General features: G+C 73.0%; 18 protein-coding genes. 9 read left to right on the forward strand and 9 right to left on the reverse strand.

What is annotated here, in order from left to right; translation table 11 throughout:
• Positions 1 to 39: 39 nt before the first annotated feature.
• From ACFZBT_RS14890 to ACFZBT_RS14900, 3 genes are read right to left on the reverse strand one after another with little or no spacing between them, the layout of a single operon-like run.
• The gene (locus ACFZBT_RS14890; protein ID WP_391102882.1) at positions 40 to 939 is read right to left on the reverse strand and encodes an aminoglycoside phosphotransferase family protein; all 900 of its coding nucleotides are present in this window, start codon (positions 937 to 939) and stop codon (positions 40 to 42) included.
• 46 nt (positions 940 to 985) lie between these two features.
• Positions 986 to 1,450, reverse strand: coding sequence for a DUF4439 domain-containing protein (locus ACFZBT_RS14895; RefSeq protein ID WP_391102884.1), 465 nt, complete (start codon positions 1,448 to 1,450; stop codon positions 986 to 988).
• Positions 1,447 to 1,974, reverse strand: a complete 528-nt coding sequence (locus tag ACFZBT_RS14900; RefSeq protein ID WP_391102887.1) for a hypothetical protein — start codon at positions 1,972 to 1,974, stop codon at positions 1,447 to 1,449. Before ACFZBT_RS14900 ends, ACFZBT_RS14895 begins: the two co-directional genes overlap by 4 nt.
• Before the next feature lie 206 nt (positions 1,975 to 2,180).
• Here ACFZBT_RS14900 and rimP point away from each other — a divergent pair, with 206 nt between their 5' ends.
• The 9 genes from rimP to ACFZBT_RS14945 all read left to right on the forward strand — a co-directional run bounded on the left by rimP (position 2,181) and on the right by ACFZBT_RS14945 (position 14,363).
• Positions 2,181 to 2,681, forward strand: a complete 501-nt coding sequence (gene rimP / locus ACFZBT_RS14905; protein WP_391102889.1) for a ribosome maturation factor RimP — start codon at positions 2,181 to 2,183, stop codon at positions 2,679 to 2,681.
• Between the two features lie 2 nt (positions 2,682 to 2,683).
• Positions 2,684 to 3,706, forward strand: coding sequence for a transcription termination factor NusA (gene nusA, locus ACFZBT_RS14910; protein ID WP_391102891.1), 1,023 nt, complete (start codon positions 2,684 to 2,686; stop codon positions 3,704 to 3,706).
• A 102-nt stretch (positions 3,707 to 3,808) separates the two neighbouring features.
• Entirely contained in the window at positions 3,809 to 4,105 is a 297-nt protein-coding gene (locus tag ACFZBT_RS14915) for a YlxR family protein (RefSeq protein WP_382496744.1), read from the forward strand.
• A gap of 148 nt (positions 4,106 to 4,253) precedes the next feature.
• Positions 4,254 to 7,370, forward strand: a complete 3,117-nt coding sequence (gene infB, locus ACFZBT_RS14920) for a translation initiation factor IF-2 (protein ID WP_391102895.1) — start codon at positions 4,254 to 4,256, stop codon at positions 7,368 to 7,370.
• Between the two features lie 536 nt (positions 7,371 to 7,906).
• Positions 7,907 to 8,200 (forward strand): DUF503 domain-containing protein, encoded by a 294-nt coding sequence (locus tag ACFZBT_RS14925; RefSeq protein WP_184598380.1) that lies wholly within the window; start codon positions 7,907 to 7,909, stop codon positions 8,198 to 8,200.
• Positions 8,201 to 8,244: 44 nt separating this feature from the next.
• A complete protein-coding gene (rbfA, locus tag ACFZBT_RS14930) occupies positions 8,245 to 8,697 on the forward strand; it encodes a 30S ribosome-binding factor RbfA (RefSeq protein WP_189728170.1) in 453 nt (150 codons plus the stop codon).
• Positions 8,694 to 9,599 carry a tRNA pseudouridine(55) synthase TruB gene (gene truB / locus ACFZBT_RS14935; RefSeq protein WP_391102900.1) on the forward strand — a complete coding sequence of 302 codons (906 nt, stop codon included), beginning with the start codon at positions 8,694 to 8,696 and terminating at the stop codon, positions 9,597 to 9,599. The genes rbfA and truB overlap by 4 nt, the downstream gene beginning before the upstream one ends.
• A 262-nt stretch (positions 9,600 to 9,861) precedes the next feature.
• Positions 9,862 to 13,296 (forward strand): trypsin-like peptidase domain-containing protein, encoded by a 3,435-nt coding sequence (locus ACFZBT_RS14940; protein WP_391102902.1) that lies wholly within the window; start codon positions 9,862 to 9,864, stop codon positions 13,294 to 13,296.
• Between the two features lie 113 nt (positions 13,297 to 13,409).
• Complete coding sequence (locus ACFZBT_RS14945; RefSeq protein ID WP_391102905.1) at positions 13,410 to 14,363, forward strand: bifunctional riboflavin kinase/FAD synthetase; 954 nt, start codon at positions 13,410 to 13,412, stop codon at positions 14,361 to 14,363.
• On the opposite strand, the gene ACFZBT_RS14950 is transcribed toward ACFZBT_RS14945, so the two are convergent.
• The 6 genes from ACFZBT_RS14950 to ACFZBT_RS14975 all read right to left on the reverse strand — a co-directional run bounded on the left by ACFZBT_RS14950 (position 14,360) and on the right by ACFZBT_RS14975 (position 24,176).
• A complete protein-coding gene (locus tag ACFZBT_RS14950; RefSeq protein WP_391102908.1) occupies positions 14,360 to 15,433 on the reverse strand; it encodes an oligopeptide/dipeptide ABC transporter ATP-binding protein in 1,074 nt (357 codons plus the stop codon). The genes ACFZBT_RS14945 and ACFZBT_RS14950 overlap by 4 nt on opposite strands.
• Positions 15,430 to 16,440 carry an oligopeptide/dipeptide ABC transporter ATP-binding protein gene (locus ACFZBT_RS14955; protein WP_391102910.1) on the reverse strand — a complete coding sequence of 337 codons (1,011 nt, stop codon included), beginning with the start codon at positions 16,438 to 16,440 and terminating at the stop codon, positions 15,430 to 15,432. Before ACFZBT_RS14955 ends, ACFZBT_RS14950 begins: the two co-directional genes overlap by 4 nt.
• Positions 16,437 to 17,351: an ABC transporter permease subunit gene (locus ACFZBT_RS14960; protein WP_391102912.1), complete on the reverse strand. Its 915-nt coding sequence runs from the start codon at positions 17,349 to 17,351 to the stop codon at positions 16,437 to 16,439. Before ACFZBT_RS14960 ends, ACFZBT_RS14955 begins: the two co-directional genes overlap by 4 nt.
• Positions 17,348 to 18,394, reverse strand: a complete 1,047-nt coding sequence (locus ACFZBT_RS14965; RefSeq protein WP_391102914.1) for an ABC transporter permease subunit — start codon at positions 18,392 to 18,394, stop codon at positions 17,348 to 17,350. The genes ACFZBT_RS14960 and ACFZBT_RS14965 overlap by 4 nt, the downstream gene beginning before the upstream one ends.
• A gap of 19 nt (positions 18,395 to 18,413) precedes the next feature.
• On the reverse strand, positions 18,414 to 20,264 hold the full coding sequence (locus ACFZBT_RS14970; protein WP_391102916.1) for an ABC transporter substrate-binding protein: 1,851 nt from the start codon (positions 20,262 to 20,264) through the stop codon (positions 18,414 to 18,416).
• Between the two features lie 297 nt (positions 20,265 to 20,561).
• The gene (locus tag ACFZBT_RS14975; protein ID WP_391102919.1) at positions 20,562 to 24,176 is read right to left on the reverse strand and encodes an SCO5717 family growth-regulating ATPase; all 3,615 of its coding nucleotides are present in this window, start codon (positions 24,174 to 24,176) and stop codon (positions 20,562 to 20,564) included.
• Between the last annotated feature and the right edge of the window lie 254 nt (positions 24,177 to 24,430).

Genomic DNA, 24,430 nt, shown 5'->3' on the forward strand with positions numbered 1-24,430 from the left:
CCCGGCCGCCCTGTGAGCGCCCCGGTCCTTCCGGGGCGCTCACAGCCAGCCCGCGAACTCCAGCAACAGCTCCGCGTCGCGCGGCCGGCCCACCCGCCCCGCCCGCACACCGGATTCCACGGCCCGGAACAGCGTCCATCCGCGCAGCCGCTCCTGGTCCACGTCCAGGGACTCGGCCAGCCGCTTCACCCGGCGCCTGGTCGTGGCCGCGCCGGACGGCTGGGCGATCAGGTCCTCCACCCGGTCGCGCACCAGACGGGCCAGATCGAAGGCGCACTCGCCGACCACCGGGTCGGGGCCCACGGCCAGCCACGGCATCCGCTCCCCGGCGAGCACCTTGCTCTGCCGGAACGTGCCGTGCAGCAGCCGGTGTTCGGGCGGCGCGGCCAGCAGCTCCTCGCGCGCCGCGAGCGCCAGATCGACGAGCGGGGCCACCTCGGGATCGGCCCCCGCCCGCGCCCGCATCGCCTCGGCCTGCCGCCCGGTCCGCTCCGCCACGGTCTCGAAGGGGAAGCCGGCGGGCGGCTCCACCCACAGCCGCCGCAGCGTCCCCGCCGCCTCCAGCAACGCCTTCGCCTCCGGCAGCGACCGCACCGACACATCCGGATGCAACCGCTCCAGCAGCAGCACACCCTCGGCCATGGCGGATTCCAGCAGCTGTACGGCGCCCAGACCGCCCCAGTGCGCGAGCGCGGCCCGCTCCGCCTCCGGGCGGGCCCGGCCCGGCGCCAGCTTCAGCACGGCGGGCGTCCCGTCGGCCGTGCGCACCAGTACGACCAGGCTGCTGCGCCCGCCGGGCACCTGCACCCGCTCCACGGTCAACTCGCGTAGAGCGACGGCCCGCCGCGCCGCCCCGGGCAGCTCCTCCAGCCAGTCGTCACCGTCCGGTGCCGTCTCACCGAGCGCCCTGACCAGGCGCTTCGGCGGTTCGAAAACCATGAGCGAGTCGTTCCCTTCGTACTGTCCGCGATGCGTGCCCTACGGGTCACGGCGTGGGCGCGGCCGCGGGCGGAGCCGTGTCCGCCCGCTCGGCGAGCCCAGGGAAGGCTACGCTCTCGCCGCGCCAGCGCACCGCCCGCACCGCGGCCTCCCGCAGCGCCTCGGCGGCCAGCACCCGCCGCCCGCCGCCCGCCGCGCGCACCAGGTCGGAGTAGACCCCGGCCACCCGGTCCTCCAGCTCGGCGGCGAGCCGCGCGGCGGCCGCGGCGTCCGCCACCGGGAACGGCAGCGCGTACCCGGCGGCCGCGGCCGCGGGCCTGCCACCCAGGTCCTTCACCTCGCGCGCCAGCGCGTCCCTGCGCGCCCGGTGCGCGTCGTACGCCGTCCGTGCCTCAACGCGCTGCCCGTCGCCGATCCGCCCGCCGACGACGCCGTACCCGTACACCGCCGCGTGCTCGGCGGCCAGCGCCGCCTGGAGGGCCCGCAACTCCTGGTCCTTCGAGTCGCTCACGCGTCCCCCTCCGTCAGCAGATAGACGTGCGCCGCCCCGGCGGCCGCCACCGAGGCCAGCAGCCGCGCCAGCTCGCCCTCCACTCCGACCAGGGCCTTGGCCCGCCGGTCGGCGAGCTCCCGCTCAGCGGCGGCGAGCACGGCGAGCGCGTCCCGGTCGTTCTCCGGCACAGGAGCGGCCGAGAGGGACGACGAAGCGGAGGAGGCAGAAGGGGAGGGAGACGCCTTCCGGGCGACGCCGAACGCCCGCGCATGCCGTACGACCTCCTCCCGCAGCGGCCGCAGCCACTCCGCGAGCCCCGGCCGGGCGGCGATCACAGCGTCGTACCGCTCGACCAGTTCCTCGCTGTCCCGCGCCGCACGCGCGCGTGCCCGGCGGTCGGCGGCCGACGGGCCGTCGCCCGGGTCTCCGGAGTCCCCGCCGCCGGCGGTGCAGCCGGCCAGGGCGAGGGCCGCCGGGGCGACGGCGAGCAGACTCCTCCTGCGCGGCCCCGAGCGGGCGCGCGGCGATGGGGAAAACGGCACTTCGGACGTCCTCGGGGGGCTCGTACGAGAAAGAAGCGACGGGCAGGGCTGCACGCCCGTGATCACGGTACCCGGGCCGTCGCCCGGGACCACTCAGCGGCACCGTTCGTCACCGGGTGGACGGCAACACTCCCTGCGACCGGATACCCTTTGACCAGACACGCGCCCCATCCCACAACAGCACACGCGGCCGAGGAGTCACCCGGATGAGCACCACCCAGAGCGAGAGGCTGCGAGAACTACTGGAACCGCTCGTCAGCTCTCAGGGCCTGGACCTCGAAGAGATCGAAGTGGACTCCGTCGGACGCAAGCGTGTGCTGCGCGTGGTCGTCGACTCGGACACGGGCGCCGACCTGGACCAGATCGCCGATGTGAGCCGCGCGCTCTCGGCGAAGCTCGACGAGTCGGACGCGATGGGCGAGGGGGAGTACACCCTCGAGGTCGGTACCCCCGGCGCGGAGCGCCTTCTCACGGAACACCGGCACTACGTGCGCGCCCAGGACCGCCTGGTGAAGTTCCAGCTGGCCGAGGGCGGCGAGCTGGTCGCCCGGATCCTGAAGGTCGACGACGAGGGTGTCGACACCGAGATCCCCGGGGTCAAGGGCCGCAAGCCCACCGCACGCAGACTCGCCTTCGACGACATCGTCCGGGCGCGTGTCCAGGTCGAGTTCAGCCGCAAGGACAACAAGAAGGAAGAGGAGGCGTAGCCGTGGACATCGACATGAGCGCCCTGCGGGGCTTGGTTCGGGAGAAGGAGATCTCCTTCGACCTGCTGGTCGAGGCGATCGAGTCGGCCCTCCTCATCGCCTACCACCGCACCGAGGGAAGCCGCCGTCACGCGCGCGTGGAGCTCAACCGGCAGAGCGGCCATGTGACCGTGTGGGCGAAGGAGGACCCCGACGACCTCGAGGAGGGCCAGGAGGCCCGCGAGTTCGACGACACCCCCACGGGCTTCGGCCGTATCGCCGCCACCACGGCCAAGCAGGTCATCCTGCAACGCCTGCGCGACGCCGAGGACGACGCGACGCTCGGTGAGTACGCCGGCCGCGAGGGCGACATCGTCACCGGCGTGGTCCAGCAGGGCCGCGACCCGAAGAACGTGCTCGTCGACATCGGCAAGCTCGAGGCCATCCTGCCGGTGCAGGAGCAGGTGCCGGGCGAGACCTACCAGCACGGCATGCGCCTGCGGTCGTACGTCGTCCGGGTGGCCAAGGGCGTGCGCGGCCCGTCCGTGACGCTGTCCCGTACGCACCCCAATCTGGTGAAGAAGCTGTTCGCCCTGGAGGTGCCGGAGATCGCCGACGGGTCCGTGGAGATCTCCGCGATCGCCCGCGAGGCCGGTCACCGGACGAAGATCGCCGTCCGCTCCACCCGGTCCGGCCTGAACGCCAAGGGCGCCTGCATCGGCCCCATGGGCGGCCGGGTGCGCAACGTGATGGGCGAGCTGAACGGCGAGAAGATCGACATCGTCGACTGGTCGGAGGACCCGGCCGAGATGGTGGCGAACGCGCTGTCCCCGGCCCGGGTCTCCAAGGTGGAGATCGTGGACATGGCGACCCGGTCGGCCCGGGTGACCGTGCCCGACTACCAGCTCTCCCTCGCCATCGGCAAGGAAGGGCAGAACGCCCGGCTCGCCGCCCGGCTGACCGGCTGGCGGATCGACATCCGCCCGGACACGGAACCGGCCGGGAACGGCGCCAGGGACGACTCCGGGGACAGCGCCGGGGAATAGATCCAAGCCGCGAGCCGTTCAGATCACGACAGGTTCATGCGCGGCAACTGTTCGAATCCTGCCCCAAAGGGGTGAGGAGCGTACGGGGAGGTAGACTTAACGGTGTCTGGCCGGACGCGCGTCCGCGCATGCCCTGAACGCACTTGTGTGGGGTGTCGGGAGCGAGCGGCCAAGGCCGATCTGTTGCGGATCGTGTTGATCAAGGACGCATGCGCCCCTGATCCTCGCGGTACGCTGCCCGGCCGGGGTGCGTACGTACACCCCGCCCAGATCTGTCTCGACCAGGCGGTACGCCGACGGGCGTTCACGAGGGCACTGCGCGCCCCGGGACCGCTCGACACAAAGGCGTTGCGCCGATACGTCGAGCAGACAACAGTTGCCGACCAGGCAACACGGTAAGAAGACGTGTCGCACGGAACACCGTGCGGCTTGGTACCTCGCGAGTCGAAAGCAGGTCGAGATTGCGATGAGCACTCGATGAGTACGCGATGAGTACGCCCATGAACTAGCGACGGTCCGGACGTAACCCGGACCTCAAAGGAGCGAAGTGGCTAAGGTCCGGGTCTACGAACTCGCCAAGGAGTTCGGTGTCGAGAGCAAGGTCGTCATGGCCAAGCTCCAGGAACTCGGTGAATTCGTCCGTTCGGCGTCTTCGACGATCGAAGCGCCTGTTGTACGCAAGCTGACGGACGCCCTCCAGCAGGGCAACGGAGGCGGCAAGTCCGCCCCTGCCCGCAAGGCTGCACCGGCGAAGCCGGGAGCCCCCTCACCCGCGCAGGCTGCCCGTCCGGCCGCCCCGCGCCCGCCGGCCCCCAAGCCGGCAGCCGCCGAGAAGCCCGCGGCTCCGGCCGCGCCGGCCACTCCCGGCCCCCGTCCCACTCCGGGCCCGAAGCCCGCGCCGCGGCCCGCCCCGGCGTCCCCGGCTCCGACCACGCCCGAGTTCACGGCGCCCCCCTCGGCTCCCGCCGCACCGGCCGCCTCTCAGGGCCAGGGCCAGGGCCAGGGCTCCGGACCGCGTCCGGGCGCCCCGCGTCCGGCCGGCCAGGCGCCGCGCCCGGGTGCTCCGCGCCAGGGTGGTTCCGGCCAGGGAGGCCAGGGCCGTGGTGATCGTGGCGACCGTCCCGGCGCTCCGCGTCCGGGTGGCGGCGCCCCGCGCCCCGGTGCCCGTCCGGCGGGTCCCCGTCCGGGCAACAACCCGTTCACCTCTGGTGGCTCCACCGGCATGGCGCGCCCGCAGGCGCCCCGTCCCGGCGGCGCCCCGCGTCCGGGCGGCCCCGGTGCGCCCGGCGGTGCCCCGCGCCCGCAGGGCCAGGGCCAGGGCGGTCCTCGTCCGCAGGGTGCCGGCGGCGGTCCGCGTCCGCAGGCTCCGGGCGGTAACCGTCCGAGCCCCGGCTCGATGCCGCGTCCGCAGGGCGGCGGCCCGCGTCCCGGCGGTGGCTCGGCCGGTCCCCGTCCGAACCCCGGCATGATGCCGCAGCGTCCCGCTGCCGGCCCGCGTCCCGGTGGCGGTGGCCCCGGCGGCCGCGGTCCCGGTGGCGGCGGTCGTCCCGGTGGCGGCGGCGGTCGCCCGGGTGGCGGCGGCTTCGCGGGTCGTCCCGGTGGCGGCGGCGGCTTCGCCGGCCGTCCGGGTGGTCCCGGTGGCGGCGGCGGCGGTTTCGCCGGTCGTCCGGGTGGTCCCGGTGGCGGTGGCCGTCCCGGCTTCGGTGGTCGTCCCGGCGGTCCCGGTGGCCGTGGTGGCACGCAGGGCGCCTTCGGCCGTCCCGGCGGTCCCGCGCGTCGTGGCCGCAAGTCGAAGCGGCAGAGGCGCCAGGAGTACGAGGCCATGCAGGCCCCGTCGGTCGGCGGTGTGATGCTGCCTCGCGGCAACGGCGAGACCGTTCGCCTGTCGCGCGGTGCCTCCCTCACCGACTTTGCGGAGAAGATCAACGCCAACCCGGCGTCGCTCGTCGCGGTCATGATGAATCTCGGCGAGATGGTCACGGCCACGCAGTCCGTCTCCGACGAGACGCTCCACCTCCTCGCCGGCGAGATGAACTACACGGTTCAGATCGTCAGCCCGGAGGAGGAGGACCGCGAGCTCCTCGAGTCCTTCGACATCGAGTTCGGCGAGGACGAGGGCGACGAGGAGGACCTGATGGTCCGCCCGCCCGTCGTCACCGTCATGGGTCACGTCGACCACGGTAAGACCCGGCTCCTCGACGCCATCCGCAAGACGAACGTCATCGCGGGCGAGGCCGGCGGCATCACCCAGCACATCGGTGCCTACCAGGTCGCGACCGAGGTCAACGAGGAAGAGCGCAAGATCACCTTCATCGACACCCCGGGTCACGAGGCGTTCACCGCCATGCGTGCCCGTGGTGCGAGGTCGACCGACATCGCGATCCTGGTCGTCGCGGCCAACGACGGCGTCATGCCGCAGACGGTCGAGGCGCTCAACCACGCCAAGGCGGCCGAGGTCCCGATCGTCGTCGCGGTCAACAAGATCGACGTCGAGGGCGCCGACCCGACCAAGGTGCGCGGTCAGCTGACCGAGTACGGCCTGGTGGCCGAGGAGTACGGCGGCGACACCATGTTCGTCGACATCTCCGCCAAGCAGGGTCTGCACATCGACTCCCTGCTGGAGGCCGTGGTCCTCACGGCCGACGCCTCGCTCGACCTGCGGGCCAACCCGAACCAGGACGCGCAGGGCATCTCGATCGAGTCCCGCCTCGACCGCGGCCGCGGTGCCGTGTCGACGGTCCTCGTCCAGCGCGGCACCCTGCGGGTCGGCGACACCATGGTGGTCGGCGACGCTTACGGCCGAGTCCGGGCGATGCACGACGACAACGGCAACAGCGTGGCCGAGGCCGGCCCGTCGACGCCGGTTCAGGTCCTGGGCCTGACCAACGTCCCGGGTGCGGGCGACAACTTCCTGGTGGTCGACGAGGACCGTACGGCCCGTCAGATCGCCGAGAAGCGCGCCGCCCGTGAGCGGAACGCCGCGTTCGCCAAGCGCACGCGCCGCGTGTCGCTGGAGGACCTGGACAAGGTGCTGAAGGCCGGCGAGGTCCAGCAGCTGAACCTGATCATCAAGGGTGACGCTTCTGGTTCGGTCGAGGCGCTGGAGTCCTCCCTGCTCCAGCTGGACGTCGGCGAAGAGGTCGACATCCGCGTCCTGCACCGCGGCGTCGGTGCGGTCACGGAGTCCGACATCGACCTGGCGATGGGCTCCGACGCCATCGTGATCGGCTTCAACGTGCGCGCCGCCGGGCGTGCGCAGCAGATGGCCGAGCGCGAGGGTGTGGACGTCCGCTACTACTCGGTCATCTACCAGGCGATCGAGGAGATCGAGGCGGCCCTCAAGGGCATGCTCAAGCCGGAGTACGAAGAGGTCGAGCTCGGTACGGCGGAGATCCGCGAGGTCTTCAAGTCGTCCAAGCTGGGCAACATCGCGGGTGTTCTCATCCGCTCCGGCGAGGTCAAGCGGAACACCAAGGCCCGCCTGCTGCGCGATGGCAAGGTCATCGCGGAGAGCCTCAACATCGAGGGCCTGCGTCGCTTCAAGGACGACGTCACCGAGATCCGCGAAGGGTTCGAGGGCGGTATCAACCTCGGCAACTTCAACGACATCAAGGTCGACGACGTCATCGCGACGTACGAGATGCGAGAGAAGCCGCGGGTCTGACCCACGGTTTCCACCGACCGGCCGACGCGGCACCCGCCGCGTCGGCCGGCTGGCCGTTGGCAACCCGGTCGGCGTGCCGAGGCAGGCGGATCGGGGTGCTGAGGCACACGGACATGGGCGCTGAGGCGCGCTGAGCAGGGTGCCGAGGTACGTGGATCTGTGTGCCGAGGCGTGCCGAGCGGGTGCTCGGCGAAATTGGGCGGGCGCTGAGGTGCGCCGGGCGGCTGCTGAGGCGAGCCGGCCGGGGTGCCGGGGCGAAGCCCAGTGAGGGGTGCAGGGGACGGAGTCCCCGCCGGGTCCGGGGCGGAGCCCCGGGCAGCACCTCGAACCCACCGCGTCGGGTGGCGGGCGGGCGTAGGTCCGGGGTCCGGGGCGGAGCCCCGGGGGCCGGGCCTCCTGGCCGACCGTACGGGCGGGTGGCGGGCGAAGGAAAACCCCGTCGAGCCCCCGCCAGGTTCGCGGTACCGTTCTTGATGTCCCTGCCACCCGAATCCGCAGGGCCATCGATCCCGTACCGGCGGGTCATCCGGCTACACATGTACGTGGGGACTCTGTCCTTCGACCTGCTCCTCGGCGACGTCCGGTCGCTGAAGGAGAAGCGCTCCGTCGTCCGCCCCATCGTCGCCGAGCTCCAGCGCAAGTACGCGGTGAGCGCGGCCGAGGTGGACCACATGGACCTCCACCGCAGGGCCGTCGTAGGCCTCGCGTTGGTGTCCGGCGACGCGGGGCACCTGAGTGAGGTGCTCGACCGGTGCGAACGGCTGGTCGCCGCCCGCCCCGAGGTGGAACTGCTGTCCGTCAGGCGGCGTTTCCACGGCGAAGACGACTGACGACCCAAGAACGACCCAGACAGGAAAGAACGGGAGACGGACCAGTGGCCGACAACGCGCGGGCTAAAAGGCTGGCGGACCTCATCCGAGAGGTGGTGGCCCAGAAGCTGCAGCGCGGGATCAAGGACCCGCGGCTCGGCTCGCACGTCACCATCACGGACACCCGGGTCACGGGTGACCTGCGGGAGGCGACCGTCTTCTACACGGTGTACGGAGACGACGAGGAGCGCAACGAGGCCGCCGCCGGCCTGGAGAGCGCCAAGGGCATCCTGCGCTCCGAGGTGGGCCGGGCCGCCGGTGTGAAGTTCACGCCGACCCTGACCTTCGTCATGGACGCCCTCCCCGACACGGCCCGTAACATCGAGGACCTCCTCGACAAGGCGCGCCAGTCCGACGAGAAGGTGCGCGAGGCGTCCGCCGGCGCGAAGTACGCCGGTGAAGCCGACCCGTACCGGAAGCCGGACGAGGACGACGAGACGGACGACACCGCCGAATGACCCAGAAGCACACCACGCCCGACGGCCTCGTCATCGTCGACAAGCCGTCGGGCTTCACTTCGCACGACGTCGTCGCCAAGATGCGCGGCATCGCCAGAACACGACGCGTCGGGCACGCCGGCACCCTCGACCCGATGGCGACGGGCGTCCTCGTCCTCGGCATCGAGAAGGCGACCAAGCTCCTCGGCCACCTCGCGCTGACCGAGAAGGAGTACCTGGGCACCATCAGGCTCGGGCAGAACACCCTCACGGACGACGCCGAGGGGGAGCTCACCTCCTCCGCCGACGCCTCCGAGGTCACCCGCGACGCCATCGACGCCGGTGTCGCCAAGCTGACCGGCGACATCATGCAGGTGCCGTCCAAGGTCAGCGCCATCAAGATCAACGGGGTGCGCTCCTACAAGCGGGCCAGGGAGGGCGAGGAGTTCGACATCCCGGCCCGGCCCGTCACGGTCTCCTCCTTCGGCGTGTACGACGTCAGGGACGCCGTAGCCGAGGACGGCACGCCCGTACTCGACCTGGTCGTGTCGGTCGTCTGCTCCTCCGGTACGTACATCCGGGCCCTGGCCCGCGACCTGGGCGCCGACCTCGGCGTCGGCGGCCATCTCACCGCCCTGCGCCGTACCCGCGTCGGCCCCTACAAGCTGGACACGGCCCGCACGCTCGACCAGCACCAGCAGGAGCTGGCCGTGATGCCGATCGCCGAGGCCGCGGCGGCCGCCTTCCCACGCTGGGACGTCGACGCCCGGCGGGCCAAGCTGCTCACCAACGGCGTACGGCTGGAGATGCCCGACGAGTACGCGGGCTCCGGCCCCGTCGCCGTCTTCGATCCGGAGGGCCGCTTCCTCGCTCTCGTCGAGCAGGAGCGGGGCAAGGCCAAGAGCCTGGCCGTCTTCGTCTGACGGGCGGGACCGGGAGAGCGGTGTCCGCCCGTGGAGCGGCGACCACGGGGTACCTCCACTGTCGCCGCTCCACGGTCCCCCCTCGGTTCCCCCACCCCTAGGGTGTATCCAGCCGTCACCGTTGATTCACCCGTGCGTGCGGGCGCTCGGAGTGAACGGGGGGAGCGGAAGGGGGCGCTTTCACCGAGCGGTCTGTCCCGCTGATCATCTCGCCCCTACCGTCGAACGCGAGGGCACGGGTGTACGGCGGGGAGGCTCGACGATGGCGTCGCGGAACCGGTTCTGGGAGGACCGCGCCGGAGCAGCGGATGAGGCAACAGCGGCGGCGGAGCAGGCGACCCCCGCCCCCGGTGAAGTCCTCGTCCGTATTCACGACCTCGCCGGCCGCCCCCGCGGCACCGGCTTTCTGGCCGACCACCACGGCACGCTCGTCACCAGCCACGAGGCCGTCGACGGACTGCCCCGGCTCGTCCTGCACGGGGCCGGGGACCGCCGCCGTGCCGTGACCGCCGACGCCATCACCCCGCTGCCCGCCCTCGGTCTGGCCCTCGTACGGACCGAGAGCCTGGACGTGCCGCCGCTGCCGGTCACCGTGCGGGACGGCACCCGGACGGGCACCTATGTCCGGATCGCCGCCGGCGGCTGGCGCGAGGCACGTGTTCTGGGCTCGGCCTCCGCGACGTACACGGCCACGAACCGTGTCCACCGCCTCGACGCGATGGAACTGGCGGTCGGCACGGCAGGGCGGGACGCACTGCGGCCGGCCGGGGGAGCGGCCGGCGGCCCCGTGCTCGACGCCGCGACGGGTGCCGTCGTCGGTGTACTCGGTACAGCGCTCAGCTCCGACGACCGCGACGGCGGGTTCGCGGTGCCGCTGCGTCCCCGGCTCCCGGGAGCGGCGGGCCCGCTCGCCGAACTGCTCGCCGAGAACGCGGCGACGGTCCCCGCGTACGGCGCCGACCTCAACCTTGCCGGAGTGCTGGCGCTGACCGGCACATCGGTGGCCCAGGACGGCCCCGCCCGCCTCCGGCCGGAACCGGTCGAACGGACGGCTGTGACGGCCGAGTTCAGCGACTTCACAGCGGGCCCGGCCGCCGTCCTCGGCCTCGTCGGGCCGCCGGGCAGCGGTCGTACGACGGAACTCGTGGCGCTCGTGGCCCGCCGGGAGCGCGGCGGGTACCCCACGCTGTGGCTGCGCGGGTCCGAACTGCGGGACGGCGACGCGTCGGTGGCCGACGCGGCGGGCCGGGCGCTGGCCCGGGCCGCCCTGGCCGTGGCAGCCGACCGCGCCCCCTTCCCGGCCGATCTGGGCGACGTCACGCCCGAGCGCCTCGCCGGCCTGGCCCGTGCTCTCGGCCGCCCCCTGCTGCTCGTCCTGGACGGCCCCGAGGAGATGCCGCGGGCCCTGGCCCGCCGTCCGGCCCCGTGGACGGACGGGACGGTGCGGTGGCTGAGGGAGACCGGAGTGCGGCTGGTGGTGGCATGCCGGGCGGAGTACTGGGAGGAGGTGCCGTTCCCGGCTGAGGTACTGCACCGGCCGGAAGGCGCGGAAGCGCGGCCCGCGTGTGTACTGCTCGGGGACCTCACCGAGGACGAGGCCCGGGAGGCCCGTCTGCGGCACGGCGTCCCGGACGGCGCCCTCGCCGGCACCGACGCCCGGCATCCCCTGGCCATCCGGCTGCTCGCCGAGATCCGGACCGCCCTGGACGGTGCCCTCGACGTGCCCGCCGCCGGCGTCGACCGGCACGAGGTCTTCGCGGCCCACCTGGACCTGATGTCCCTGCGCGTCGCCGCTCGCCTGGCCGACGCGAACGGCCTGCGTGGCACCGCCGTACGACGGCTGGCCGCCAAGTTCGCCGGGCAGGTGCACGAGGCCGCCCGGCGCGGCCTCGGTCCCGGGGCCGGCGATGTGGACCGGGAGGCGTTCGAGGCGCTGTTCCCGTGGGGGCCCGCCCCCGCGCGGCTCGGCGGCGGCACCGGCTGGGCACGGGCCGTCCTCGACGAGGGCCTGCTCGTGCCCGCCGGAACCGGCTACCGCTTCGCCCACGAGGAACTCGCCGACTGGCTCCAGGGCACGCACCTCGACCTCGACGAGGCCCTGCGGGCCCTCGTCCACCAGCGCGGGGAACCCCGGTCCGACCCCGTGCCGCACCATCGCATCGGGCCCGTGGTCCAGGCCCTGCTGCTCCTCGCCCGCCAGCACGGCACCGGCCGGCTCGCCTCCCGGCTGGCGGACCTGGTCCACGCGCTGGACGCCGACCCGCGGTCCTGGTGGGCCGCCCGGCTGCTCGCCGGGACCCTGTCGGCCGTGCCCGACGCGACGCCGTACGCCGAGGTGCTGCGGCTGCTCGCCGACCGGATCGTGGCCTGGCGGCGGCAGCAGCGGCCCGTGCCGGAGGAGGTCGGGCCCGTCTTCTGGAGCGGTGTACGCCTGCCGCAGGACGTGCGCCTCGGGCTGCTGAGGCGGCTGGTCCACGCCGACGGCCCGCCGTGCGAGGCCGGTCCCCGCTTCCTCGACGCCGTGGCGCGGCTGCTCACCGCCGACCCCACGGCGGTGCAACCGCTCCTCGCCGACTGGTTCGACGACGAGCGACCGCTGCCCGCCACCCCGCACGCGACCGTGGCCACGGCCGCGCAGGCGCTGCTGCACACCCACCGCAGGCGGGCCCTGGACGCGCTGACGGACGTCCTCGTCGACCGCGCGCACCGGCGGGCCGACGAACTGCTCGCCGCGCTGGCCGAGGAGGAACCGTCGGCGGTGTGCCGGGCCGTGGACCGCTGGGCGCTCGACGAACGGCCCGCGCGCCGGGACGCCGCGGTGGCGCACGGACTGCGCGTCGCTCCGCACGTGAGCACAGGAGAGGACCGCGCCCTCCTGCGTTACGCGGCTCTCGCCCTGCTCGCCCGCCCCGCCGGCCACGCCCTGCACGGGGGCGCACTCGCCCTCCTCGTCCAGGACCCGCACACCCGGGCCAAGTACCTCCCCCGGGCGCTGGAGCGCTTCGCTGCGGGCGACCCGCGCTTCCCCCAGGACGTACCGGCGGGAGCTCTCCTGGCTCACCCCGAGCCGGTCCTCGACGCCTTCGCCGCGCGGCTGGAGCGCCCCGACGCGGAAGAGGCTCTGCGGGCGCTCGCCGACGCCACCCCGCCCGGCCTGGCCCGGCGGGTCGCCGCAGTGCTCCGGGAGGCGACGGAGCGGCGGCCGGAACTCGCCGGGCAGGTAGCCGCGTACGTCGACCAGCGGCTCGACCGCGGCCCGGAAGCCCGGGCCGTGCTGCTGCCCCTGGTCACCGGCCTGCTGGACGGCGGGACGGTGCGACTGCGGTGCGCCCTCGCCGCCGTCCTCACGCCGCCCGGCATCCCCGCCTCCCGCACGCTGCGCCGCGAACTGCGCGACGCGCTCCTGGCCCGCGAGCACGACATCGACGTGCTGGACGCGCTGCTCCAGGCCGCCGCCCGGAACAGCGGCGACGACCTGCGCGACCTCGTCCACCACGTCGGCCAGCTCCTCGTGCGCACCCCGGAGGGCGCCGGCCGCTTCGACCGCGCCCTGGTCGACCTGGGGCGGCACGTGCCCGGCTTCGCCGCCCGCGCGGCCGGCTGGCTGGCCGACGCGCCCGAGGAGTGGGCGGCGGTGGTCGGGCCGAGCTCCCACCGGATGATCGAGAACCTGGCGGGCGTACGCGTGCCCGCCTGACCATGCCGATGCGGGCCGGAGTCAAGCGGCATGGCACCCTTAGACCTGCGCACGAGGCAACCACGGACAACCACGGACACGGTTCGACGAGCTTTCGACAAGGAGCAGGCACAGTGCAGCGCTGGCGTGGCTTGGAGGACATCCCCCAGGACTGGGGGCGCAGCGTCGTCACCATCGGCTCCTACGACGGAGTCCACCGCGGACACCAGCTGATCATCCGGCATGCCGTGAACCGCGCCCGGGAGCTGGGGGTGCCCGCGGTCGTCGTCACGTTCGACCCGCACCCCAGCGAGGTCGTCCGCCCCGGCAGCCACCCGCCGCTGCTCGCCCCGCACCACCGCCGCGCCGAGCTCATGGCCGACCTGGGCGTGGACGCGGTGCTCATCCTCCCCTTCACGACCGAGTTCTCGAAGCTGTCCCCGGCCGACTTCGTCGTCAAGGTGCTCGTCGACAAGCTGCACGCCAAGGCCGTCGTCGAGGGGCCCAACTTCCGCTTCGGGCACAAGGCCGCCGGCACCGTGGAGTTCCTGGCCACGCAGGGCAAGACCTACGACTTCGAGGTCGAGGTCGTCGACCTGTTCGTGACCGGTGAGGCGGGCGGCGGGGAGCCGTTCTCCTCCACGCTGACGCGGCGGTTGGTCGCCGAGGGCGATGTCGGGGGCGCGGGGGAGATCCTGGGGCGTCCGCACCGGGTCGAGGGTGTCGTCGTCCGCGGTGCCCAGCGCGGGCGCGAGCTGGGCTTCCCGACGGCCAACGTCGAGACGCTGCCGCACACGGCCATCCCGGCCGACGGTGTGTATGCCGGCTGGCTGCACGCCCAGGGCGAAGTGATGCCGGCCGCGATCTCCGTCGGGACGAATCCGCAGTTCGAGGGGACCGAGCGGACGGTGGAGGCGTATGCCATCGACCGGGTCGGGCTGGATCTGTACGGGTTGCATGTCGCTGTCGACTTCTTGGCGTTCGTTCGGGGGCAGGCCAAGTTCGAGACGCTTGACGCGTTGATGGAGCAGATGGGGCAGGACGTCAAGAAGTGCAGGGAGTTGGTGGCGGCGGAGGGGGCTGCCTAGCTCCCCGGTACGCCGTCCGCGGGTGTGTGGGGGCCAGTCGCGCAGTTCCCCGCGCCCCTGTGGGGCGCTGTAGAAACCGCCCAATGGCAGGCCACCTGCGACTCGCCGCCGCCGCTCAGCACCTCCGGATCCTGGCGCCTGCACGCGTCCGCCACGCCCGCCCGGTCTGCCTCGCCACCGGCCAGCACCTGGCAGCGCACATGGAAGCGGCAGCCGTTCGGGACGCGTGACGGGTCCGGGGGCTCGCCGGTGAGGATGACCGGGGCGCCCGGGGCTTCCGGGAGTACGGACAGCAGGGCCTGGGTGTACGGATGCCGGGGTGCGGTCAGCACCTGTTCCACCGCTCCCGTCTCCACGATCCGGCCCAGATACATCACGGCGACCCGGTCGGCGATGTTCCACGCCAGTCCCAGGTCGTGCGTGACGACCAGCGCGGACAGGCCGAGCTCGGTGCGCAGCCGCAGCAGCAGGGCGAGGATCTCACCGCGTACGGAGGCGTCCAGGGACGCCACCGGCTCGTCGGCGACGAGGAGTTCGGGTTCCAGGACGAGCGCGCCCGCGATGACGACCCGCTGGCGCTGCCCGCCGGACAGCTCGTGCGGATAGCGCAGGAAGAAGCGCTCCGGGGGCCGTAGTCCGGCCCGGGACAGGGCCTCGGCGACCGCGGTGCGCTCGTCGCCGCCGTAGCCGTGGATGCGAAGCCCCTCGGCGACCGCGTCGTACACCGTGTGCCGCGGGTTGAGCGAGCCGCTCGGATCCTGGAGGACCAGCTGGACGCGTTTGCGGTACGCCTTCAGGGACCGGCCGGAGTACTCCAGCGGGCGGCCGTCGAAGGTGACCCGGCCCGCGGTCGGCTCGACCAGGCCCAGCAGCGAGCGGGCCAGGGTCGTCTTCCCGCAGCCGGACTCGCCGACCAGCGCGACGATCTCGCCGGGCCGGATGTCGAGGTCCACGCCGTCCACGGCACGGGCCCGGGGGCCTCCGTGCCGGCCGGGGAAGGTGACGTACAGGCCCTGGGCGCTCAGCAGGGGCGCCGTGGTGACGTCGGATGCCGTGGGGGACATGGTCATGGCGTGCCGGGCCTCGCTTCCTCCAGGGCGTCGGGATTCTCGCGTCCCTCGCTCGCCGGGGCGCCGACCAGGACGCATGCCGCGCGGCGTTCGGGCCCGGTCTCGCGCAGGACCGGGTCCTCCTCGGCGCAGGACTCCAGCGCCACGGGACACCGGGGGTGGAACGTGCAGCCGGACGGCAGCGCGGCCGGGTCGGGCGGGTCGCCCGCGAGTCCCTGCGGTGCGAACCGGGACGCCGGGTCGCCGATGCGCGGGAACGCGGCGGACAGGGCCTTGGCGTAGGGGTGCCGGGCGTCCTCGTACACCTGGGCCGCCGGGCCCTCCTCGACCACCCGCCCCGCGTACATCACCGCCAGCCGGTCGCAGGTGTCGGCGAGGACCGCCAGATCGTGGCTGATCATGATCAGGCCGAGGTCCTGGTCCGCCACGAGCTGTTCGATGAGCCGGAGGATCTGCGCCTGGATCATCACGTCGAGCGCGGTGGTGGGCTCGTCGGCGATGACCAGCCGGGGGTCGCAGGCCAGTGCCATGGCGATCATGACGCGCTGGCGCTGGCCGCCGGACAGCTCGTGCGGGTAGGCGTCCGCACGGGCGGCGGGCAGGCCCACCTGCTCCAGCAACTCGCCGGTCTTCTTCTTCGCCCCGGCCGGCGTCGCCTTCCTGTGCAGCAGGATCGGCTCGGCGATCTGGTCGCCGATGCGGTGCACGGCGTTGAGGGAGTGCATCGCGCCCTGGAAGACGACGGAGGCCCCGGCCCAGCGGACCGCCCGTACCCGGCCCCACTTCATCGTCAGCACGTCCTCGCCGTCGAGGAGGACCTCGCCGGTGATCCGGGTGCCCGTCGGCAGCAGCCGCAGCAGGGCCAGTGCCAGGGTGGACTTGCCGCAGCCGGACTCGCCGGCCAGGCCGAGCTTCTGGCCCGCGTCCAGGCGCAGGTCGACGCCGCGCACGGCGGCCGCCCCGCCCGGGTACGTCACCGTCAGGTCCCTGACGTCGAGCAGACTCAACGCGACACCCCCAGCCTGGGGTTGAGGACGGACTCCACGGCCCGTCCGCACAGCGTGAACGCCAGCGCCACCACGGCGATGGCGATGCCCGGCGGCACCAGGTACCACCAGTCGCCGGCACTGACCGCGCCCGCCTCCCGCGCGTCCTGCAGCAGCCCGCCCCACGACACGACCGTGGGGTCGCCCAGGCCGAGGAAGGCGAGCGTCGCCTCGGCGAGGATGGCCGAGGAGATGATCAGGGTCGTCTGGGCCAGCACCAGCGGCATGACATTGGGCAGGACGTGCCGGGACATGATGTGCCCGTGCCCGCCGCCGAGCGCCTTGGCCCGTTCGATGTACGGCCGGGTCTCCACCGCCAGCGTCTGGGCCCGCACCAGCCGGGCCGTGGTCGGCCAGGTGGTGACGCCGATCGCCACCACGGTCGTGGTCAGCGAGCGGGACATCACGGTCGCCAGGGCGATCGCCAGCACCAGCGTCGGCATGACCAGGAACCAGTCCGTGATCCGCATCATCACCGTCGCGTACCAGCCCTTGAAGTGTCCGGCCGTCACCCCGATCAGCGTGCCGATCGCCACCGAGAGCACGGCGGCGAGCAGCCCGACCAGCAGCGACACGCGCGAGCCCCAGATCACCAGGCCCAGCAGGTCACGGCCGAACTGGTCGGTGCCGAGCGGGAACTCCGCGCTCGGGCTCTGCATCGGGCGCCCCGGCGCGTCGGTCACACTGCTCACGTCCGAGCCGACGAACAGCGGCGCGAACAACGCCAGCAGCGCGCACAGGGCGAGCGCGGCCAGGCCGTACAGCCCCGCTCGCTCCGCGCGGTACTGCCGCCAGAAGCGCGTGACGGAGGCCCGGCGGCGCTGCCGGGCGAGGGCGCGCGGGCTCGGGGGCGTCCCGGTCGTCGTAGTCATCGGGCCACCCGGGGGTCCAGCAGTGGATAGACCAGGTCGGCGAGGGTGTTCATCACGATCACCGCGGCGGCGAACACGAAGAACAGGCCCTGCACCAGCGGCAGATCGGGCACGCTCAGCGCCTGGTAGAACAGCCCGCCGAGCCCCGGCCAGGAGAACACGGTCTCCACGAGGATCACGCCCGCCACCGTCCGGCCGAGGTTGATGAAGATCAGCGTCACGGTCGGCAGCAGCGCGTTCGGCACGGCGTGCCGGCGCCGCACGAGATCGTCGCGCAGCCCCTTGGCCCGCGCGGTCGTCAGATAGTCGCTGCCCATCTCGTCCAGCAGCGCCGACCGCGTGACCAGCAGCGTCTGCCCGTACTCCACCGCCACCAGCGTCACGACCGGCAGCACCAGATGGTGCGCCACGTCGAGGACGTACGCGAAGCCCTCCTTGCCGCCCGACTCCATGCCGCCGGTGGGGAACATGCCGGGGAGCGGTCCGATGCCCACCGACAGCACGATGATCAGCAGCAGCCCGAGCCAGAAGGACGGGATGGAGTACAGCGTCAGCGCGAGACCTGTGTTGACCCGGTCCCCGACCGTGCCGCGCCGCCACGCCGAGCGGGTGCCGAGGAAGATGCCCAGCGCGGTGTACAGGACGAAGGCGGTCCCGGTGAGCAGCAGGGTGTTCGGCAGCGCCTCGGTGATCTTGTCGACGACGGGCGAGCGGAACTGGTACGACGTCCCGAAGTCGCCGGTGAGCGCCTTGCCGCAGTAGTCGGTGAACTGCCGCCACAGCGGCAGGTCCAGCCCGAACTCCCTGCGGTAGGCGGCCAGCTGCTCGGCCGACACCTGACGGCCGCCCGTCATGGTCTTCACCGGGTCGCCGGGGATCAGCCGGAAGAGGAAGAAGCTGGTGACGAGCACGGCCAGCAGCGATACGGCGGCCCCGGCCACCTTGCCCGCCAGGTACCGCGGGTACGCGGAGCCCCTGCGTACCCGGGGCCCGGCCGCCGGTTCCCGCTCCTCGACCAGCGCGGGTGTCGCGTCAGCGGTCATGTGTGCCCGCTCGCCCGCGCTACTCGCGCTCCTCGGCGGTGGCCCGCCGCCGCAGGGCAGCGAACCCGCCGAGCCCGGCGAGGATGACGACACCGGCGACGATCGCGACCACGACCCCCGTCGACGACGCGTTGTCCGACGACCCGCCGGAGTCCGCGGGGACCGCCGACCACCAGCTCCAGTAGCCGTCCTGGCCGTAGATGTTCCCCGCCTTCGCCGGCATGGTGGTGATCGACTTGATCTGGTCCGTCCGGTAGGCCTCGACCGCGTTCGGATACGCCATGACGTTCATGTACCCGAGGTCGTACAGCCGCGACTCCATCTGCTGGACGATGTCCGCCCGTTTGGCGGGGTCGTACTCGGCGAGCTGCCGGGCGTAGAGCTCGTCGTACTTCTTGTCGCAGATGAAGTTGTCGGTGGCGCCCGTGTCCTCGGGGGTCGCCGGGAGGGCGCCGCAGGTGTGGATGGACATCACGAAGTCCGGGTCGGGGTTGACCGACCAGCCGTCGAACGCCAGGTCGTACTTCCCGGCGAGCCAGGGGTCGGTCACGTTGTCCAGGCAGTTCAGCTGGACGCCGATGCCGAGCTCGCCCCACCACTCCTGGAGGTACTTGCCGACCGCCTTGTCGTTCGGGTCGGTGGCGTGGCACAGGACGCGGTAGCTGATGGGCTTGCCGTCCTTGCCGACGCGCTTGCCGTCGCCGTTCTTCTTGTAACCCGCCTGGTCGAGCAGCCGGGCCGCCTCGGCCGGGTCGTACGCCAGTTTCTGGTCCGCCGACGGCTTCCAGAAGTAGTTCTGGAAGCGCGGCGGGATGTAGCCCTCGCCCTCGACCGCGTGCCCCCGGAACACCTTTTCGATGATGGCCTCGCGGTCGACGGCCATGAACAGCGCGTTGCGCACCCGCTGGTCCAGCAGGGAGGGGTGGCCGTCGCCGAACTTCTTGCCGTTCTTCGCCTTCGCGCCCGGGTTGGTGGCCAGGGCATAGAAGCGGCGGCCGGGGGCGTCGTTGACCCGGATGTTCTCCGCTCCCTCCAGGGACTCCGCCTGAGCGGGCGTCAGGGACGGCGACCCGGCGACGAACGACACCTCGCCCTTGCGCAGCGCCGACACCGCCGCGTCCTGGTCCTTGTAGTAGCGGAAGACGACCTCGTCGAACTTCGGCCCTCCGCGCCAGAAACCCTTGTTGGCCTTGAGCCGGACGTAGCTGTCGGCCTTGTAGTCGGTCAGCGTGAATGGCCCGTTCCCCACGACGGGGAAGTTCTTGTCGTTGTTGAACTCGGAGAAGTCCGAGACCTTCTCCCACACGTGCTTCGGCACGATCGGCACATCGAGGGACGTCATCGTGGCCTGCGGCTTCTTCAGCTCGATGACCAGCTCGGTGGGGCTCGGGGCCGTCACCTTCTTGAAGTTGCCGACGTAGCTGCCGTTCGCCGTGGCCGCGCCGTCGTCGGTCATCATCTTGTTGAACGTCCACGCCGCGTCCTCGGCGGTGGCCTGCTTGCCGTCCGACCACTTGGAGTTCGAGCGGATCGTGTACGTCCAGGTCAGCTTGTCCGGCGACGACTCCCACTTGGTGGCCAGGCCCGGGATGGCGTGGTTGTCCTTGGGGTCGTAGTTGGTCAGGTACTCGTACATGAGCCGGTGAATGCTCGTACTGAGCAGCCGGACCGCCAGGAACGGGCTGAGCGAGTCCACGCTCTGCGCCACCGCGACGGTCAGCACCTTGCCGTCGTCGGCCGCCCGGGCCTGCCTGGGCGCCGGGTCGAGCGGGGTCGCGAGCCCGGCGGTGAGGGTGAGCGCGGCCGCCCCGGCCACGGCGACGAGCCGGAGGCCGCGCGGGAGGCTGCGTGTCTGATCGTTCGTGCCCATGGTCGGACCTCGCGTCATCGCTCGGACGGGAAGGACGGGTTGATCAGCTGTCAGACGTTTGATGAGTGTGTATCAGCGGCCATCTCCACCCGTCAACGGCGCATTCACCCCTTGTGGCCTGCGGAAATAACGAATTGGCGAGCTTTCCACACTCATTGGTCGAGACCACTGACGCCCTCCTGGCCAGGGGCTGGCAACGGATTTCGCCCCTGAACGCGCCGAAGCCCGCGCCGAGTGGGAACGGCGCGGGCCAGGAAGGCGAACGGCCCCTCGAAAGGGGCCGATCGGGTGAGGCGATTACTGCGTCGGAGGCGGAGGCGGCGGGGTCTGACCGTCGGGCTGAGCCGGGTAACCGGGCTGACCCGGCTGCCCGGGCTGGCCCTGCTGGGGGTAGCCGTAGCCCGGCTGCGGGGGCGCGGCCGGGGGCTGCCCGTACGGCTGCCCGGGCTGTGGCTGCTGCGGGTACGGCTGTGGGTACGGCGGCTGGCCTGCGGCCTGCGGGTACGGCTGACCCGGCTGGGCCGGGGGCTGGCCCTGCTGGGGGTACGGCTGCCCGGGCTGGGGGTACGGCTGGCCGGGCTGCGGCTGCTGCGGGTACGGGCCCGGCTGGCCCGGGACTTGCTGGCCCGGCAGGGGCGGGGCGGCCACCGGCGGCGGATTGCCGTCGGAGGTCCACAGGCCGTGCGCCTGCTGGTGGCGGGTGAAGTCCTCGGCGATCAGCGCCGCGAGGTTGAAGTACGCCTCCCGCACCTTCGGCCGCATCATGTCGAGGTTGACCTCGGCACCGGCGGAGAGGTGCTCGTCGAACGGCACGACGACGACACCGCGGCAGCGCGTCTCGAAGTGCGACACGATGTCCTCGACCTTGATCATCTTGCCGGTCTCGCGCACACCCGAGATGACGGTGAGGGACCGCGACACGAGGTCGGAGTACCCGTGCGCGGACAGCCAGTCCAGCGTCGTGCTCGCGCTGCTCGCACCGTCCACGGACGGCGTCGAGATGATGATGAGCTGGTCGGCGAGGTCCAGCACACCGCGCATGGCGCTGTAGAGCAGACCGGTACCGGAGTCGGTGAGGATCACCGGGTACTGCTTGCCCAGCACGTCGATCGCGCGCCGGTAGTCCTCGTCGTTGAAGGTCGTGGACACGGCCGGGTCGACGTCGTTGGCGATGATCTCCAGCCCGGACGGGGCCTGGGACGTGAAGCGCCGGATGTCCATGTACGAGTTGAGGTGCGGGATCGCCTGGACCAGGTCACGGATGGTGGCCCCGGTCTCACGGCGCACACGGCGCCCGAGCGTGCCGGCGTCCGGGTTGGCGTCGATCGCGAGGATCTTGTCCTGCCGCTCGGTGGCGAGCGTGGAGCCGAGCGCGGTGGTCGTGGTCGTCTTGCCCACGCCGCCCTTGAGGCTGATCACGGCGATCCGGTAGCAGGACAGCACCGGTGTGCGGATCAGGTCCAGCTTCCGCTGCCGCTCGGCCTCCTCCTTCTTGCCACCGATCTTGAACCGGCCGCCACCGGCCGCCGGACGGCTGCTCTTCGCCTTCTGCTTCTTGCTGTTGAGCAGCCGGTCGGACGACAGCTCCACGGCAGCGGTGTAACCGAGCGGGTTGGCCCCGGGGTTGGTCGGCTGCCGCTGGTCATGCTGCATGGGCTGCGGCCAGGCGGCTCCGGTACGCGGGTCCACGGGCTGCTGCCCCGGATGCATCGGCTGCTCGGCCTGACCGGGGTACGGGGGCTGCGCCTGCGGGGGCACGCCGGGCTGGGGCTGAGGCTGGGCCGGGTGCTGCTGCGGGAATCCGTAGCCACCCTGCGGGTCGGGCCCCGCAGGAGCCGGGCCGCCCTGCTGGGGGAATCCGTAGCCGCCCTGCGGGTTCGGTGCGGGGGCCGGCGGGGTGCCGGGTTGCTGAGCGGCCGGTGCCGGTGCAGGGGCGTCGGGGTGGGGGAAGCCGTAGCCGCCCTGCGCGTGGGGAGCGGGTGCCGGCGGGGTGCCGGGCTGCTGGGCCGGAGGTTGCTGAGCGGCCGGTGCCGGAGCCGGTGCCGGGGCGCCGGGGTGGGGGAAGCCGTAGCCGCCTTGGGCGGTGGGTGCGCCTTGCTGCGGGAAGCCGTAGCCGCCCTGCGGGTTCGGCGTGGGGGACGGCGGGGTGCCGGGCTGCTGGGCGGCGGGGGCGGGCGGTCCCTGCTGCGGGAAGCCGTAGCCGCCCTGTGCGTGGGGCGCGGCCGGGGCCGGACCGCCCTGCTGCGGGAAGCCGTAACCGCCGGGCTGGGGTGCGGGCTGGGCGGGCGGCTGGTGCGGCGGCGTCGGCGCGGCCGGCTGGTTCCAGGCGGCAGGCGCGGGCTGCGGCGCCTGCGGCTGGAACGGCGGCTGCTGGGCCGGTACCGACGGCTGCGGCGGCACGGGCGGCTGCCCCTGCGCGGCCGTCGGCTGCGGCTGAGCCGGTGCGTCCGGGGCCGTGGGCTGTGCCTGTGGCTGCGCCGGCCACTGGCTCGCGGGTGCCGGCGCGGCCGGCTGGTACGACGGCGGCAGCGGCGGCACGCCGTGCGGGGCCGGGGGAGTCCAGGCGGGCTGGGCGTCGGCCGCGTCCGGCCCGGCGGCGTCCTGCGGAACGCTGTCCTCGGGAGCGGCGCCGGCGGGCACGGAGTCCGAGGGCTCCGCGTCGGCGGGCTCGGGGACAGCTGCGTCCTCGTTCACGGCCACGGAGTCGGCGTCGGGAGCCGGGCGCGCCGGAGGCGCGGGCACCCAGTCCTGAGGTTCGTCATCCTGCGACATGGCCTCGTCGGGATCCTGCGACATGGCCTCGTCGGGCCCGGCCTCCGCTGCCGAGTCTTCCGAAGCCGAATCCTCGTCCTCGTCCTCGGTATCAGACAGGTCAACCGCGTCCACCGCGTCCGCAGGCTCGGCGGAAACGCCGGCACCGTCCTCGTCGGCATCGCCTGAGGGCGCACCCTCGACGTCATCGTCCGAGTCCTTGGCCTCGTCGGCGTCCTGCTCCTCGGCCACCGGCTCCGGCCGGGACTTCGCCTCCGCCTCCGCCTCGGCCTCGGCACGCTCCGCGATCTCCCGCTTCAGGGCGACGGCGGAGAAGCGCATGGTGGCACCGCTCTCCAGATCACCGTTCCCCGACTCGGCTTCCTCGGCGTCCTCAGCCTCCTCGGCAACCGGAGCGGCCGGAGTCGCCGGAACCTCCGCAGCGGCCGGAGCCACCGGCGGCTGCTCCGGAGTGGCAGGCGCAGGCGCGGCGGGGGCCTCCGGCGGAGCCGACGGCGTCCACTGCCCCTGGAACCCACCGACGGGGATGTTCGGCACGGCCGTAGGAGAGGCCGGATCCGCCGCGGGCGTCTCGGGCCGCCCCTGCGGCTGCGACACCTGCGGTTCGAAACCGCCCTTCATCGGAAGCCTGGGAACGGCGGAAGGCCCCTCGCCGGAGGGCGCGGGCGGCGTGAAGGGCGTACCAGGCGCGGGCGCGGGCGGCGTGAACGGAGCCCCCGGAGCGGGCGGCGGCGCGGGCGGCGTGAAAGGCGCCCCGGGCGTCGGCGCCGGAGCCGAAGACGGACCAGAAGACGGACCAGAGGTCTGCCCCGGAAGGGACGAGGTCCCGCCGGAGGCATTCGCGTGCGGCGGCGGAGTGAGCCCCGGCAGCGGCGGCACCGGCCCCTTCGGCGCCCCGGAAGCCCCCGTCGGCGCCCCGGAGCCCCCGGAATTCGCCGGCGCCCCGGAAGCGCTGGAGTCCTCGGCCGCCCCCGCCCCCTGCCCCGAGCTCGAACTCGCCGAGGCGTTCTGCGTGTACCAGGCGGGCGGCGCGTAGTCGATGGTGAACTCGCCCGTCACCTCTGCTGCGGACTCCGCGTCGGGCTGGTCATCGCCGGGTGTCGCCCAGCCCCCGCGGATCCCGTCCCGATCGCTGCTCACAGTGTTCCTCCTGGTGTGGTCGAGCACCCTCATGCCGTGCTGGGGCGACCCTTGCTTGTCGTCCGAGGTCGTCCGAATCCACAAACTCCCCCGCTTCCCCCTGGGACACCGACGCCCACTCCACGGGTTCTGACGTCGCGCCCCGTCCCAGCCTAATCACCACAAGCCCCACCCCGGCAGGCCCGTCCACCCCCGAGCACCCGTCCGTCGCGTCACAACCCGCCCGGAAGGTGCTCAGAACTGACATACGCAGC

It is taken from the genome of Streptomyces sp. NPDC008137, from assembly GCF_042957035.1.
Classification (GTDB): domain Bacteria; phylum Actinomycetota; class Actinomycetes; order Streptomycetales; family Streptomycetaceae; genus Streptomyces.

What these genes read in the sequence shown, in the direction of transcription:
- ACFZBT_RS14890 (WP_391102882.1), bottom strand. Translation starts at nt 939, where the DNA reads ATGGTTTTCGAACCGCCGAAGCGCCTGGTCAGGGCGCTCGGTGAGACG.
- rimP (WP_391102889.1), top strand. Translation starts at nt 2,181, where the DNA reads ATGAGCACCACCCAGAGCGAGAGGCTGCGAGAACTACTGGAACCGCTC.
- ACFZBT_RS14925 (WP_184598380.1), top strand. Translation starts at nt 7,907, where the DNA reads ATGTACGTGGGGACTCTGTCCTTCGACCTGCTCCTCGGCGACGTCCGG.
- truB (WP_391102900.1), top strand. Translation starts at nt 8,694, where the DNA reads ATGACCCAGAAGCACACCACGCCCGACGGCCTCGTCATCGTCGACAAG.
- ACFZBT_RS14940 (WP_391102902.1), top strand. Translation starts at nt 9,862, where the DNA reads ATGGCGTCGCGGAACCGGTTCTGGGAGGACCGCGCCGGAGCAGCGGAT.
- ACFZBT_RS14950 (WP_391102908.1), bottom strand. Translation starts at nt 15,433, where the DNA reads ATGACCATGTCCCCCACGGCATCCGACGTCACCACGGCGCCCCTGCTG.
- ACFZBT_RS14960 (WP_391102912.1), bottom strand. Translation starts at nt 17,351, where the DNA reads ATGACTACGACGACCGGGACGCCCCCGAGCCCGCGCGCCCTCGCCCGG.
- ACFZBT_RS14965 (WP_391102914.1), bottom strand. Translation starts at nt 18,394, where the DNA reads ATGACCGCTGACGCGACACCCGCGCTGGTCGAGGAGCGGGAACCGGCG.
- ACFZBT_RS14970 (WP_391102916.1), bottom strand. Translation starts at nt 20,264, where the DNA reads ATGGGCACGAACGATCAGACACGCAGCCTCCCGCGCGGCCTCCGGCTC.